At 67.6% G+C, this 14,015-nt stretch carries 11 protein-coding genes; 7 read left to right on the forward strand and 4 right to left on the reverse strand.

Annotated elements, in window-relative coordinates; genetic code table 11:
• Positions 1-101: 101 nt before the first annotated feature.
• Together ACNS84_RS15710 and ACNS84_RS15715 are read left to right on the forward strand one after the other, a co-directional pair.
• Entirely contained in the window at positions 102-929 is an 828-nt protein-coding gene (locus tag ACNS84_RS15710; protein WP_435075805.1) for an NAD(+)/NADH kinase, read from the forward strand.
• Positions 930-1,021: 92 nt separating this feature from the next.
• On the forward strand, positions 1,022-1,699 hold the full coding sequence (locus tag ACNS84_RS15715) for a TVP38/TMEM64 family protein (RefSeq protein WP_435075806.1): 678 nt from the start codon (positions 1,022-1,024) through the stop codon (positions 1,697-1,699).
• 444 nt (positions 1,700-2,143) lie between these two features.
• On the opposite strand, the gene ACNS84_RS15720 is transcribed toward ACNS84_RS15715, so the two are convergent.
• The 4 genes from ACNS84_RS15720 to larC form a co-directional block, all read right to left on the reverse strand.
• Entirely contained in the window at positions 2,144-2,899 is a 756-nt protein-coding gene (locus ACNS84_RS15720) for a DUF4382 domain-containing protein (RefSeq protein ID WP_435075807.1), read from the reverse strand.
• Position 2,900: 1 nt separating this feature from the next.
• Entirely contained in the window at positions 2,901-3,188 is a 288-nt protein-coding gene (locus ACNS84_RS15725; RefSeq protein WP_435075808.1) for a hypothetical protein, read from the reverse strand.
• A gap of 194 nt (positions 3,189-3,382) precedes the next feature.
• The gene (aspS, locus tag ACNS84_RS15730; RefSeq protein WP_435075835.1) at positions 3,383-4,687 is read right to left on the reverse strand and encodes an aspartate--tRNA(Asn) ligase; all 1,305 of its coding nucleotides are present in this window, start codon (positions 4,685-4,687) and stop codon (positions 3,383-3,385) included.
• A 535-nt stretch (positions 4,688-5,222) separates the two neighbouring features.
• Positions 5,223-6,650, reverse strand: a complete 1,428-nt coding sequence (larC, locus tag ACNS84_RS15735) for a nickel pincer cofactor biosynthesis protein LarC (RefSeq protein ID WP_435075809.1) — start codon at positions 6,648-6,650, stop codon at positions 5,223-5,225.
• Positions 6,651-6,942: 292 nt separating this feature from the next.
• Here larC and ACNS84_RS15740 point away from each other — a divergent pair, with 292 nt between their 5' ends.
• From ACNS84_RS15740 to carB, 5 genes are all read left to right on the forward strand, one after another.
• Positions 6,943-9,165: a CDC48 family AAA ATPase gene (locus tag ACNS84_RS15740; protein ID WP_435075810.1), complete on the forward strand. Its 2,223-nt coding sequence runs from the start codon at positions 6,943-6,945 to the stop codon at positions 9,163-9,165.
• A 106-nt stretch (positions 9,166-9,271) separates the two neighbouring features.
• Positions 9,272-9,523: a hypothetical protein gene (locus ACNS84_RS15745; protein ID WP_435075811.1), complete on the forward strand. Its 252-nt coding sequence runs from the start codon at positions 9,272-9,274 to the stop codon at positions 9,521-9,523.
• Between the two features lie 67 nt (positions 9,524-9,590).
• Entirely contained in the window at positions 9,591-10,124 is a 534-nt protein-coding gene (locus ACNS84_RS15750; protein ID WP_435075812.1) for a DUF5815 family protein, read from the forward strand.
• A 132-nt stretch (positions 10,125-10,256) separates the two neighbouring features.
• Positions 10,257-10,472 carry a hypothetical protein gene (locus ACNS84_RS15755; protein ID WP_435075814.1) on the forward strand — a complete coding sequence of 72 codons (216 nt, stop codon included), beginning with the start codon at positions 10,257-10,259 and terminating at the stop codon, positions 10,470-10,472.
• Between the two features lie 272 nt (positions 10,473-10,744).
• Positions 10,745-13,966: a carbamoyl-phosphate synthase large subunit gene (gene carB / locus ACNS84_RS15760; protein ID WP_435075815.1), complete on the forward strand. Its 3,222-nt coding sequence runs from the start codon at positions 10,745-10,747 to the stop codon at positions 13,964-13,966.
• The last annotated feature ends 49 nt before the right edge of the window (positions 13,967-14,015 follow it).

The following is a 14,015-nucleotide window of genomic DNA, read 5'->3' on the forward strand; positions in this document are numbered from 1 at the left end:
GGTCGACATACCTCGGCTAATGTTGCCAGGCGGCTTGAAACTTTCCGGACCCCGGGGTCGAAGTCCGCATCCTTTTGTTCGCCGGGGAGAACCGATAGCGTATGGAGGTCGGCATCGTGGCTCGGAAGGGAAGCGACCCCGCGACGAGCCTCGCAGCGACGCTGCGAGATGCGGTCGTCGCCGCCGGGCAGACCGTCTGGCTCGACGCGGAGACGGCGACCGCGCTCGGTGAGGCAGAGCGCGGTCGGCCGGTCGACGCCCTCACCGACGCGGATCTCGCCGTCGCGATAGGCGGCGACGGCACGTTTCTCTTCGCCGCGCGCAACGCCGGCGACACGCCGATCGTCGGCGTCAACCTCGGAGAAGTGGGGTTCCTCAACGCGGTCTCCCCTAAAGACGCCGAAGACGCCGTGCTCGCCGAGGTGGAGGCGTTCGGTCGCGGAGAGATGAACGTCCGCGAGGCGCCGCGGCTCGCCGCCCGCGCGGGCGACTGGTCCTCGGTGCCGGCCGCAAACGAGATCGTGATCCAGAGCGACAGACGCGGACCCGGCTCCGGCATCGACTACGAGGTCCGCGTGAACGGAAGCCGCTACTCCGGCGGGCACGCCGACGGCGTCCTCGTCGCGACGCCGACCGGTTCCAGCGCGTACAACCTCTCCGAGCGCGGCCCGCTCGTCGTGCCGGACGTGACCGGACTCGTTGTGAACGAAATGGCGGCCGAGTCGGGGATGCCCCCGCTCGTCGTCGACGTCGACGCCGAGATCACGGTCTCCGTCGACGGCGTCGACGAGGCAGTCGTCGTCAGCGACGGTCGGAACGCGACGACGCTCTCCGCGCCGGTCGAGGTGACCGTCGAGCGGACGACGCCGCCGATGCGGATCGCCGGTCCCCCGTCGAACTTCTTCGAGGCGCTCGGGAAGCTCTCCTGACCGCGACGCGTCGCGCGTTCGTCGACGAGTGACTCCACAGCGGGGCGGCACCGGCCCACAAAGTGTTTATCCCACGGAGAGAATCGTCGGTCGTGAACCGTCGGTTCGTACTGTTCGGCTACCTCGTCGCCGCCGTCGCGGTCGCCGGCGTGGCCGTGGTCGCCTGGGTCGTCTCGCCAACGGCCGCCGTCGCGCGGCTGGGGCTCCTCGCGGACCACCCGATTCGCTTCGGCGTCGCCCTGCTGGCGTTGGCGGCCGTCCGGCCCTTCCTCGCGTGGCCGACGACGCTGCTCGCCGTCGCCGTCGGATTCGGGTACGGATGGGTCGGCGTCCCGCTCGGCGTCGCCCTGCTCGTGGCGACGGCGGTCGCTCCCTACCTGCTCGCGCGGGCCGGCCGCGTCCGGGTCCGCGGCACCTCCCAGACCGTGGACCGGCTCTGCGACGCGGGCGAGCGGCTGGCGACGACGGCCGGCAGCGTCCGAGCCGTGACGGCCACACGGTTGCTTCCGCTCCCGTCCGACGCGGTTTCCGTGGGGGCCGGGGCCGCGGGCATCGGAGTGCGGCCCTTCCTCCTCGGCACCGCGGCCGGCGAGCTACCGTGGGTGATCGTCGGCGTCGCTGTCGGGGTCTCGCTGGAGCGGCTCGCCGCCGGCGACCTCTCCGCGGTCGATCCCACCGCCCTGGTGGCGATGGCCGGAACGGGGGCGCTGCTGCTGGCCGGGCCGCTGTATCGGACGGTCTCAGGCGACGAGGCCGCGTCGACTGCGTGACCCAATCAACGGACGATACGCGGTGGTTTCTTCGATACGCGGCGATACGCGGCGATACGCGGTGAACGTGGCAAACCGACCGCAGTCGACGTGAGCTCTAAATAGATCAGTCGGTCGAGGAGGGCGCGGCACTGATTCCTCTCGACGGTGTGACGCGTCGATGCGAGCCCGCGGTCCGGAGTGGACCGCGCGTCCGCAAAACGAGTCGTCCGCTCGGGCGAACCGCGGTGGCTCCGAGCGGTCGAACCGAACGTGTGCCTCTCCACGAGCCGGTACGGGCGTCCATTCCCCCAAACCCCGATTCCCGGGACCGTCCCAGCCCTATCCCCGAAGCCGCGAAGGTGCGTCCCCGTGGGACACACCGGTCGGACGCGACTTCAACGGGGGCCTGAGGGAGCCATGCCACCGCGTCCCGGCGTCGGTTACCGGTCGGCGGTCACCACCTTACGACCCGTCGCCGGTCTCGTTGCCGCCGGAATCGGTGTCGTCGCCGTCCCCATCGCTCTCGTCGGACGACTCGTAGGTGACCTCGATACCGCTCGGGACCGGGCGAAGGAGGTACGTCCCGTTGCCGCGACGCACCGGCGCGAAGTCGGCGGTGAAGCTCGTCTGCGTGTTCTCGCGGACCTCGAACGACTCGTTGAACGTGAGCGGCGCGTTCCCCGGAAGGTCGACTTCGGCCTCCTCGCCGCCCGCTAAGGTACCGTCGACGTTCGAGACGTCGAGCTGGAGGAACCGGTAAGTCGCGACCGACAGTTCGCGCTCGTCGATCAGCTGCGTCTCGCCGTCCTGCAACTGAACGAGATCGGCCTCCGCCGGCTCGTCGAACGCCTGATACTCGCGGCCGGCGGGTTCGGATCCGTCATCTCCGTCGTCGGTCTCGTTCCCGCCGGCGTCCTCGCCGTCGGTGGAATCGTCGTCGTTCATCTCGCTCCCGTCGTCGGTCACGTTCCCGTCCGCGCCGCTCTCGGCGCCTTCGGGCCCGAGCCAGATTCCCTCGATGGTGACCACGAGCGACTCGAAGTCGCCGATGTCAGCCGGCTGGTCGGTAACCCGCGTCGCGAGCGTCCCGGTCGCCTTGCCGACGCAGCCGGAGAGTCCGGCCACCCCGAGCGCTGCGGCGCCGGTCGCTTGCAGGTACGTCCGCCGGGAGACCGGGTCGGAATCGGGCGCATCGACGTCGGGTGTGCGGTCCGTCACGTTACGCACCGTTGTCTTCCGTCTCGTCGTCGGTGGGGTTCTCGCCGCCGGCGATGTCGCTCACGGTCTCACCGAGGTCGTCGACGCCGCCCGACAGGAAGTCGGTCACGCCGTCCAGGATGTCGCCGACGAAGTCCGGCACCTGATCCGGCAGGTCACTCGGCGGGCCCGCGTCGCCCGACGCGTCGTCGGGGCCGGGCGTCGCCGCAACGGCACCGGCGGCAGCGCCGGTCCCGATCAGTACCACTGTGGCGAGCGCCACGAGCAGCGTCGTTCGGATTGCGTTCATGACAACTTCCCCTCGTGGCGCTACCCACTTCAATGACTGAAGTCGTTGAGCCGAATTGTCCCCGATTTAAACCGGTTTAATCGCCAGAAGAGAACACGAACTCCGCTTTTCGCCCGAGGCCGGCGTCCACTTATAAATAGAGTCTCAGATGAGCGGTCACCGACGGTGGCGCGCGACGGGACCGACCGAGTCGGTTACGGCTCCAGCCGGTTCGGGTCGCGCGGGAACATGATCGCCTCCTTGATGTTGTCGAGGTCGGCGACCTTCTGGACGAGGCGGTCGATACCGAGTCCGTAGCCGCCGTGAGGCGGAGTGCCGAAGCTGAGCGCCTCGATGTAGAACTCGAAGTTGGCCGTCTCGACTCCCTCCTCCTCCATGACCTCGACCATGCGGTCGACGTCGTGTTCGCGCTGACCGCCCGACGAGAGCTCCTGGCCCTTGTAGATGAGGTCGAACTTCCGCGAGGCGATATCGTCGCCCTCGACGTCCTGCATGTAATAGAACTTCTCGCCGGGGTAACCGACGACGAAGAACGCGGGGTGACCCTGCTCCTCGAAGTGCTCACCGAGCAGCTTCTCGCCCTTCGTGTCGAGGTCGGTCGGGTCGTCCGGGAAGTGCCCGTACTCGGTCTCCAAGATGCCGAGCGCCTCGTCGAACGTGATCCGCGGGAAGTCGTCCTCGGGAACCTGCAGATCGACGTCGAGGAGGTCGAGTTCGCGCTGGGCGTTCTCGGCGGCCTCGCGGAGCGCGTACCGAAGCGACTCCTCCTGGACGTCCATCACGTCGTTGTGGTCCTCGATGTACGCGAGTTCGACGTCGAACATCGCGATCTCGGAGACGTGTCGGGAGGTCGCGAAGTCCTCCGCGCGGAACGCGGTACCGGTCTCGTAGACGGCCTCGTAGCCGGAGGCCATCAGCATCTGCTTGTACAGCTGCGGGCTCTGCGAGAGGAACGCGTCTTTGTTGTAGTAGAGGATGGGGAACAGCTCCGCGCCGCCCTCGGCGCCGCCCTTCGAGATGAGCGGGGTCTTGATGTCGACGTACCCCTCGTCGTCGAACCAGTCTTCCATCGCCGTCATCAGCTTCGAGCGAAGGGTGAACACCGCGAGCGTCTCCGGCTTCCGGAGGTCGAGCGCGCGGTTGTCGAGCCGGGTCGAGAGGTCGACCTCGATGTCCTTCGATATCTCCAGCGGGAGCGGAGAGTCGGCCTCGTCGATAACCTCGTACTCGGTCGGCGCAATTTCGACGCCGCCCGGCGCCTGATCGCTCTCCAGCGGCTTGCCGACGACGCGCACGACGTCCTCGGCGCCGGCGTCCTGCACGGCCTCGAACAGCTCCGGTTCTCGCTCCTCTTTAAATACGACTTGGATGAGTCCTTCGCGGTCGCGTACGATGAGGAAGACGAGCCCCCCAAGGTCGCGGATCTCGTGGACGTGGCCGGCGATGGCGACCTCGTCCGCGTCCGGTTCGACGTCCGACGTGTGGATTCGCTCGATCATGACGGTGGCTGCGTTACGTCCACCTGGTCGGGCGTTCGGCATAGGCCTGTCGTCTCGCCGTCGACGGAACCCGTCGTGCGCGGCGGTCTCGCTCCCGATTCGCGGCACTCGGGCGACCCCGATTCGAGACGACCTAACGCCCCCGACCGCCGCGACATCGCGTATGAACTTACAGGCGAGCCATAAATTTGAAAATAACACGATATATTTGACGATGACCCCTTCGTCCGCCGTCGGAGTTCACGCATGTCTCACCTCAGTTCCATCGCCTCGGCGTGCACTGCCCCCCGCAGCGGCTGGCTCCACGGCTGGAACCGCGACGGGACACCGGGCACACGGTCCGTCCGATCGACCGCGTAGCGCGCGTCGGCTGGAGGCGATTCATCCGCGGGACGGGCAGCACCCTGTCCTCTCCAGCCGCCACCATACCGACCGCGGTGTCGACCCGCGTCACCGGACGCCGCGCGCGACGTCGTCGGACACCCCACCAGACCACACGGAACGTCTCGCCGGGGCCCGCCGAGCTACTCCCCAGCTACTCGCCGATCGACTCGCGCACGCGGCTCTCCGCCCGTCGGATCACGTCACGAACCGGAAGTCCCGTGGCCTCGGCGACGGCGGCCGCCTCGTCGTACTCGGCGCTCAGGTCGTAGACGTCGCCGTCCGCGGTCGAGGCCACCTTCACCGAGACCTCGTGTTCGTCGCCGTCGATCCAGAGTCTCGCCGCTTCGAAGGCGCGCTCGGCGATCCACCTGTGGCTCGCGCCCGACTGACGGACCCCCAGTGTCCCCGTCTCGCGGGCGAGTCGAGCCGCGACCGCCTCGGCGTCCGCCGGCTTGCAGATGACCTTCACGAGGTGGCCCGGCCGCGACTTCTTCATCGTCGTCGGAACGATCGTCACGTCGCGGGCGCCGGCGCGGGCGAGTGACTCCTGAAGCCCTCCGAGCACCTCCGGCGAAGCGTCGTCGAGGTTCGTTTCCAGGACCGCGATGTCGTCGTGGACGAGCCCATCGGGAGTGACCTCCACGCTCGCCTCGTCGTCTCCGCCGTCACCGACGAGCGCGCGGAGCACGTTCGGGTGATCTGGGAACGTCGCGTCGCCCGCGCCGTAGCCGGCGGTGTCGACGTCGAGCGCGGGCAGTCGGTCGACCCCCTCGGCGACGGCAGCGAGGATCGCGGCCCCGGTCGGCGTGAGCAGTTCGCGGTCGACCGGGCCGCCGACCATCGAGAAGTCGGCGCCCGCGACGATTTCGGTCGTCGCCGGCGCGGGGACCGGATAGACGCCGTGGCTCATCTCGACTTCGCCGCCGCCCGCGGCGACGGGCGTCGTCGCAACCCGGTCGGGATCGAGGTCGTGGAGGAGCAGCGCCGCTCCCACCACGTCGGCGAGCGCGTCGTCCGCGCCCACCTCGTGGAAGTGCGTCTCGTCGAGGTCGGTGCCGTGAACCGACGCCTCGGCGCGGCCGAGGCGCTCGAAGGCGTCGAGCGCGACCGACTCGACGGGCTCGGGGAGGGCCATCGACTCGACGATGGCGACGACTTCGGGGTAACTGCGGTGGACGCCCGCGCCCTCGGCGTGGGTCGCGTCGGGGTCTCGGCCGTGGCTGTGGTCGTGAGTGTGGCTGTCGTCGCGGTGGTCGTGAGTGTGGTCGTGCGTGTGATCAGCAGTATTGCTGGTAGTATCGTCGTGGTCGTGCGAACCGCCGTGATCGTGGCGGTCTCCATTCTCGTCGCCGTGACTCCCGTCGTCCTCGCTGCTCGTCTCAGCGGGGTCGTCGGCGACAAGCACGTCCACGGTCGTCGCTCGAATGCCATTTTTCGTCGTCTCCCCGACCTCGTATCGGACCGGGAGCCGGTCGGTCACGGGCGTGAGGACATCGGGGTCGGCGCCGGCCGCGATCAGCGCGGCGCAGATCATGTCGCCGGCCGCGCCGGTCCGACCGTCGAAGACGAGCGTTCGCATGCCGGATCGGAGGTGATCGGGCGACAAATACCTCGTGGTCCCCCGGCCGGGTCTGGCGGCGGTCTCGTTGACCGGGGCAGCGATGACGAGCGGACCGGGTCGGCGTCGACACCGGATCGACGGCGAAAACGAGCCCTTACGACGGCGTTTTAAGTCGGGGTGCCATATCGTGTTACATGATAGCACAGTCCAGCACGGTCCCCGGGTTTGCCGGACGGACCGGCGGAACTGACATGGGCAACAAGCTTATTCCCGAACCGAAAGGAGATACGGGTATCCCCCGCGAGGAATCATGAACGAAGTCCAACTCGAAGTGGCGAAAGCGTACCCGAACGACTCGGGGCGCGGCATCGCCCGACTCGACCCCGACACGCTGTTGCATCTCAAGCTCTCGCCCGGCGACATCATCGAGATCGAGGGCGCGGAGACGACCGCCGCGAAGGTCTGGCGCGCGGACCGCCAGGACTGGAACACCGATACCGTCCGCGTCGACGGGTTCACCCGGCAGAACGCCGACGTGGGCATCGGCGAGCGCGTGACCATCCGGAAGGCCGAAGCCGAGAAGGCTGAAAAGCTCGTCTTGGCCCCGCCCGAGGAGGCGTCGGTCCAGTTCGGCTCGGACGCCGCCGGCATGGTGAAACGCCAGATCCTCAAGCGTCCGGTCGTCGAGCGCGACATCGTTCCCGTCATGTCTTCGACGAACCACCCGTTCATGCGGTCGCCCGGTCAGGCGATCCCGCTGATCGCGGTGGAGACGAAGCCCGACGGCGTCTGTCTGATCACCGAGGACACGGAGGTCGAACTCCGCGAGGAGCCGATCTCCGGCTTCGAGAAGACCGGCGGCGGCATCACGTACGAGGACATCGGCGGCCTCCAAAACGAGATCCAGCGCGTCCGCGAGATGGTCGAGCTGCCGATGAAGCATCCGCAGATCTTCTCGAAGCTCGGGATAGAGCCGCCACAGGGCGTCCTCCTGCACGGCCCGCCGGGCACGGGGAAGACCCTGCTCGCGAAGGCCGTCGCCAACGAGACGTCGGCGTCGTTCTTCTCCATCGCCGGTCCGGAGATCATCTCGAAGTACTACGGCGAGTCCGAACAGCAGCTCCGGGAGATATTCGAGGACGCCAAAGAGGAGAGCCCGAGCATCATCTTCATCGACGAGCTCGACTCGATTGCCCCCAAGCGCGAGGACGTCACCGGGGAGGTCGAGCGCCGCGTCGTCGCGCAGCTGCTGACGATGATGGACGGCCTCGAGACGCGCGGACAGGTCGTCGTCATCGGTGCGACGAATCGGGTCGACAGCGTCGACCCCGCCCTCCGCCGTCCGGGGCGGTTCGACCGCGAGATCGATATCGGCGTTCCCGACGAGGTGGGTCGCAAGGAGATCCTCCAGATTCACACCCGCGGGATGCCGCTCTCGGACGACGTCTCCCTCGACCACCTCGCCGACGAGACGCACGGGTTCGTCGGCGCCGACATCGAGAGCCTGACGAAGGAGGCCGCGATGAAAGCGCTCCGGCGCTACCTCCCCGAGATCGACCTCGACGACGAGGAGGTCCCGCCGAGCCTGATCGACCGGATGATCGTCAAGCGCGACGACTTCAACGGGGCACTCACCGAGGTGGAGCCGTCTGCGATGCGGGAGGTGCTGGTCGAGCTTCCGAAGATCTCCTGGGAGGACGTCGGCGGACTCACCGATGCCCAAGAGCAGGTGCAAGAATCCGTTGAGTGGCCGCTGACGTCGCCTGAGAAGTTTGACCGGATGGGCGTCGACGCGCCGAAGGGCGTCCTGTTGTACGGCCCGCCGGGTACCGGGAAGACGCTGATGGCGAAGGCCGTCGCCAACGAGACGAACGCGAACTTCATCTCGGTCAGGGGACCGCAGCTGCTCTCGAAGTGGGTCGGCGAGTCGGAGAAGGCGATCCGCCAGACCTTCCGGAAGGCTCGGCAGGTGAGCCCGACGATCATCTTCTTCGACGAGCTCGACAGCCTCGCGCCCTCGCGCGGGCAGGAGATGGGGAACAACGTCTCCGAGCGCGTCGTCAACCAGCTGCTCACCGAGCTTGACGGGTTGGAGGACATGGGCGACGTGATGGTTATCGGTGCCACCAACCGCCCCGACATGATCGACCCCGCGCTGCTGCGCTCGGGTCGGTTCGACCGTCTCGTGATGATCGGGCAGCCGGACCAAGAGGGTCGCGAGCAGATCCTCGACATCCACACCAAGGACACGCCGCTCGCGCCGGACGTGAGCCTCCGCGAGATCGCGGAGATCACCGACGGCTACGTCGGCTCCGACCTGGAGGGCATCGCCCGCGAGGCCGCCATCGAGGCGCTGCGCGACGACGACGACGCCGAGGAGGTGGAGATGAAACACTTCCGGCGCGCCATGGAGTCGGTGCGCCCGACGATCAACGACGACATCCTCGCGTACTACGAGGAGGTCGAACAGCAGTTCAAGGGCGGGAGCGGAAACGCGATCCGCGACACTGGCGGTCGGATCGGGTTCCAGTAGGCGACGCCCTCGGTCGAGGAACCGTCGCCCCCGCACCGGGACCCGTCCCTCACCATTGATTTTTCGCCGACCGTTTTTGCGTCCGGAGCACGTACCACGGCCGCCTATGTCTGAAGAGGTCACCGTCGACGTAGAGGTCGACGTGGAGGTCGACAGCGACGAGCTCGAGATCGAACGCGAGGACGCCGAACTCGTCGAAGCCAGCTACGAGGCCGGCGGTGTCGAGATCGAAATCGAGGCCGAGATCAAGACACACGGCGACGATCACGAGCCGAACGGCGAGAGCGACGCACAAGGCGATGACGACGCGGCGGGCGAAGGGGCCGACGGAGACAGCGACGCCGAGGACGGCGAGTAACCCGCCGATCCGGCCTCCGACCGTCGCGTTCCGCGTCTTTTAACCCCGACAGCGACCAAGTGCGCCCATGTCCCAGCCGCGCGTCCCGGGCGGTGACGAGAACACGCTGGAGCTGCCGTGCGGGCGGACGATGGCGGCCGGCGAGTTGGACCTCGGCATGCGCGAATTCGAGTGCGACTGCGGCGAGACGCACGCGGTCGTGATGGACGTGCATCCGCCCGAGCGGTTCCTTCCGGACTTCCTCGTCGAGGTGCTCCGCGAGGCGATCGAGACGACCAGCGAGGAGATGCCGGAGTTCGACACGCCGCACCTGCTCGGCGTCGTGTTAGAGGAGTTCCCAGATGCCGTCGTCGCCTACGACGCCAGCGAGAACGCCGACGTCGGCTACGCGATGGCGTGGGTGACCGACTTCGACTCTCGACGCCTCCACGAGATCGTCGTCGAACTGGTGGTCGAGCTAATGGAACACGCCGTGAGCCACGCCGAGGACGACGAGGCGCTCTCGGCGTTCGAGTCCGAAATGGTCGAGTTCGACGTGAGCGAGTTCGTCGAACAGTACCGCGCGGAGCGCGACCTAGAGGCCGAAGATCCGTACGCCTGAGATCGATCACCGGCGACTCGGCCCGGGAAACCGGCTATCTTCCGTCACCCCACGTTTTCGCGTTCCTGTCATACGACTGTCCGACTCCTGTCTCACTGATGACTATATGTCCGGAAGTCGTACGTAAGACACATGAACACCGGTGGATACGACCGGTACGACCGAATTCGTCGCGTGCTCGCCGAGGCCGACGAGCCGCTGACGGCGCGAGAGATCCTCACCCTCGCCGAGGGCTGCGACGACATCGACAGCCCGCACCGCGTCGCGACCGTGCTGGGCCGGTGGGCCGAGCGCGGCGAGGTCGAGGTCATCGCGGACCGGCCCTACCGGTATCGCCTCGAGACCTGAACACGGCGACTCGGCCGTGGTCTATCCGAAACGCGGTGCCGTCGACGGGACGCGAGGAGGCCTCGGTCGCGAACGTCCGACCATCGGCGAACGGTGACGGAGTCACGAACGACACAGCGGCGGGCTCTTTTTGACGTCGAACGAGTCGTCCGAGCGCATGGTATAAAGACTCGTGTGGTATGAGGGGGCGTACCTTGCGAAAATCGCAAACTCGCTGCGAGATTCGTATTCTATCGTCGGCCTTATTACGATGAGCGTATTCCGTCCGCGTAATGAGCGAGGACCGGACCATTCTACTCATCGGTAGCGGGCCGATCCAGATCGGACAGGCGGCGGAATTCGACTACTCCGGCGCGCAGGCGTGCCGCGCCCTTCAGGAGGAGGGCGCCCGCGTCGTGCTGGTGAACTCGAACCCGGCGACGATCATGACCGACCCGGAGACCGCAGACCGGGTGTACATCGAGCCAATCACGACGGAGGCGATTTCGGAGGTCATTCGGATCGAGGAGCCGGACGGCGTCATCGCCGGCCTTGGGGGGCAGACCGGCCTCAACGTCACCGCCGAACTCGCCGAAGAAGGGATCTTAGAGGAGTACGACGTCGAGGTGATGGGAACGCCGCTCGACACCATCTACGCGACCGAGGACCGCGACCTGTTCCGCCAGCGGATGGAAGGGCTGGGCCAGCCGGTCCCCAAGTCGACCACCATCTCGCTGGACGAGGGCGAGTCGGTCACCGACTTCGACGAGGAGGCCTTCCGCGGTCGCGTCCAGGAAGCGGTCGACTCCGTCGGCGGGCTTCCCGTCATCGCCCGGACGACGTACACCCTGGGCGGCTCCGGGTCGGGGGTCGTCGACGAGTTCGAGGAGCTCGTCGAACGCGTGCGCAAGGGCCTCCGCCTCTCGCGGAACAGCGAGGTGCTGATCACGGAGTCCATCGCGGGGTGGGTCGAACTGGAGTACGAGGTGATGCGGGACGCAGACGACTCCTGTATCATCATCTGCAACATGGAGAACATCGACCCGATGGGGATCCACACCGGCGAGTCGACGGTCGTCACCCCGTCGCAAGTGATCCCCGACGACGGTCACCAAGAGATGCGCGACGCCGCGCTCGAAGTCATCCGCGACCTCGGCATCCAGGGCGGCTGTAACATCCAGTTCGCGTGGCACGACGACGGGACGCCGGGCGGCGAATACCGCGTGGTGGAAGTGAACCCCCGCGTCTCGCGCTCCTCCGCGCTCGCGTCGAAGGCAACCGGTTACCCGATCGCCCGCGTCACTGCGAAGGTGGCGCTCGGCAAGCGGCTCCCCGAAATCGACAATGAGATCACCGGCGAGACGACGGCTGCGTTCGAGCCAGCCATCGACTACGTGGTGACGAAGGTGCCGCGCTGGCCCATCGACAAGTTCGACGACGTCGACTTCGAACTCGGCACGGCGATGAAGTCGACCGGCGAGGCGATGGCGATCGGCCGCAACTTCGAGGAGAGCCTGTTGAAGTCGCTCCGGTCGTCGGAGTACGACCCGGCCGTTAACTGGGAGACGATCAACGACGACACCCTCGAAACCGAGTACCTCGAACGCCCCTCGCCCGACCGCCCGTACGCGATCTTCGAGGCGTTCGACCGCGGCTACACCGTCGCGGACATCGAGGACCTGACCGGCATCAAGCCGTGGTACCTCGAACGGTTCAAGCGCGTCAGCGACACGGCGCAGGGCGCTCAAAACGGCGAGTTCGCGCCGGCGGCCTCCGCGGGTCACACGAACGTCGAGATCGCCGCGCTGGCCGGCGGCGGCGTCGATGTCGACGCCGTCGAGGAGGACGTGCCCGGTCGGACGTACAAGCAGGTGGACACCTGCGCCGGCGAGTTCGCTGCCGAGACCCCGTACTACTACTCCGCCCGGCAGTCGGAGTTCAACCGCGGGCCGCTGAAAGGCGACGCCGCGGCCGGTGAACTCGTCGTCGACAAGAGCGTCGACAGCGTGGTCGTCGTCGGCGGCGGGCCGATCCGGATCGGGCAGGGTGTCGAGTTCGACTACTGCTCGGTCCACGCGATCCAGGCGCTTCGCGAGCTCGGGATCGAGGCGCACGTCGTCAACAACAACCCCGAGACCGTCTCGACCGACTACGACACCTCCGACGGGCTGTTCTTCGACCCGATCACGGCCGAGGAGGTCGCCGACGTGGCCGAGGCGACCGGCGCCGACGGCGTGATGGTCCAGTTCGGCGGACAGACCTCGGTGAACATCGGCGAACCGCTCGAAGCGGAGCTGGAACGCCGCGGGCTCGACTGCGAGATTATGGGCACGAGCGTCGAGGCGATGGACCTGGCCGAGGACCGCGACCGGTTCAACGTCCTGATGGACGAGATGGGAATCGCTCAGCCGAAGGGCGGGACCGCGACGAGCGAGGAGGAGGCGCTGGAACTGGCTCACGACATCGGCTACCCCGTACTCGTGCGTCCCTCCTACGTCCTCGGCGGGCGCGCGATGCGGGTCGTCGAGAGCGACACCGAACTCGAAGAGTACATCGAGGAGGCGGTCCGCGTCTCCCCGGACAAGCCCATCCTGGTCGACCAGTTCCTCGACGACGCGGTCGAACTGGACGTCGACGCCGTGGCGGACGGCGAGGACGTACTGCTCGGCGGCGTGATGGAGCACGTCGAGAGCGCGGGCGTCCACTCGGGCGACTCCGCCTGCATGATCCCGCCGCGCTCGCTGGACGACGAGACCATGTCGCGCGTCCGCAAGGTCACCGAGGACATCGCTCGCGCGCTCGACACCGTCGGCCTGCTCAACGTTCAGCTCGCGGTGACCGGCGTCGGCGACGACGCCGACAGCGAGGTGTTCGTGTTGGAGGCGAACCCGCGCTCCTCGCGGACGGTCCCCTTCGTCTCGAAGGCGACGGGCGTCCCCATTGCGAAGCTCGCAGCAAAGGTGATGACCGACGACCTGACGCTCGCGGACCTCGACGCCGACGAGCAGATCCCCGAGCACCGCAGCGTGAAGGAGGTCGTGCTCCCGTTCGACCGCCTGCCGGGCTCTGACCCGCGCCTCGGGCCGGAGATGAAGTCGACCGGTGAAGTGATGGGCACGGCCCGCTCGTTCGGGAAGGCGTACGACAAGGCGCAGGACTCCACCGGAAAGCCGATTCCCGAGTCGGGCACCGCCGTCGTCGACCTCTCCGCAGAGGAGTTCCCGGACCCCGACACGGAGGCTGGTGAGGCGCTCGTCGAGGGGTACGCCGAATACTTCGAACTCTCGACGGCGACGGACCTGATCGAGGCGGCGAGACACGGCGAGATTGACCTCATCGTTTCCCGCCAGCGCGAACTGTTGGAGGTCGCAGTCGAGGAGGAGATCACGTACTTCTCGACGCACGCCTCTGCGAAGGCGGCCCTGGAGGCGCTCGCCCACGCGAACGACGACCTCGACGTGATGGCCGTCTCCGATCGGCCGAAGCGCGTCGAGGAGTGGGGCGCGGCGGAGTAGACGGCGCGGCGGAGTAGACGGCGCGACGACCCTTTCGGGCGCCGTCTCT

Source organism: Halorubrum wangae (assembly GCF_051194135.1).
GTDB lineage: Archaea > Halobacteriota > Halobacteria > Halobacteriales > Haloferacaceae > Halorubrum.

Excerpts from the sequence above, each read along its gene's own strand:
- ACNS84_RS15710 (WP_435075805.1), top strand. The coding sequence starts at position 102 with ATGGAGGTCGGCATCGTGGCTCGGAAGGGAAGCGACCCCGCGACGAGC.
- ACNS84_RS15725 (WP_435075808.1), bottom strand. The coding sequence starts at position 3,188 with ATGAACGCAATCCGAACGACGCTGCTCGTGGCGCTCGCCACAGTGGTA.
- aspS (WP_435075835.1), bottom strand. The coding sequence starts at position 4,687 with ATGATCGAGCGAATCCACACGTCGGACGTCGAACCGGACGCGGACGAG.
- larC (WP_435075809.1), bottom strand. The coding sequence starts at position 6,650 with ATGCGAACGCTCGTCTTCGACGGTCGGACCGGCGCGGCCGGCGACATG.
- ACNS84_RS15740 (WP_435075810.1), top strand. The coding sequence starts at position 6,943 with ATGAACGAAGTCCAACTCGAAGTGGCGAAAGCGTACCCGAACGACTCG.
- ACNS84_RS15745 (WP_435075811.1), top strand. The coding sequence starts at position 9,272 with ATGTCTGAAGAGGTCACCGTCGACGTAGAGGTCGACGTGGAGGTCGAC.
- ACNS84_RS15750 (WP_435075812.1), top strand. The coding sequence starts at position 9,591 with ATGTCCCAGCCGCGCGTCCCGGGCGGTGACGAGAACACGCTGGAGCTG.
- ACNS84_RS15755 (WP_435075814.1), top strand. The coding sequence starts at position 10,257 with ATGAACACCGGTGGATACGACCGGTACGACCGAATTCGTCGCGTGCTC.
- carB (WP_435075815.1), top strand. The coding sequence starts at position 10,745 with ATGAGCGAGGACCGGACCATTCTACTCATCGGTAGCGGGCCGATCCAG.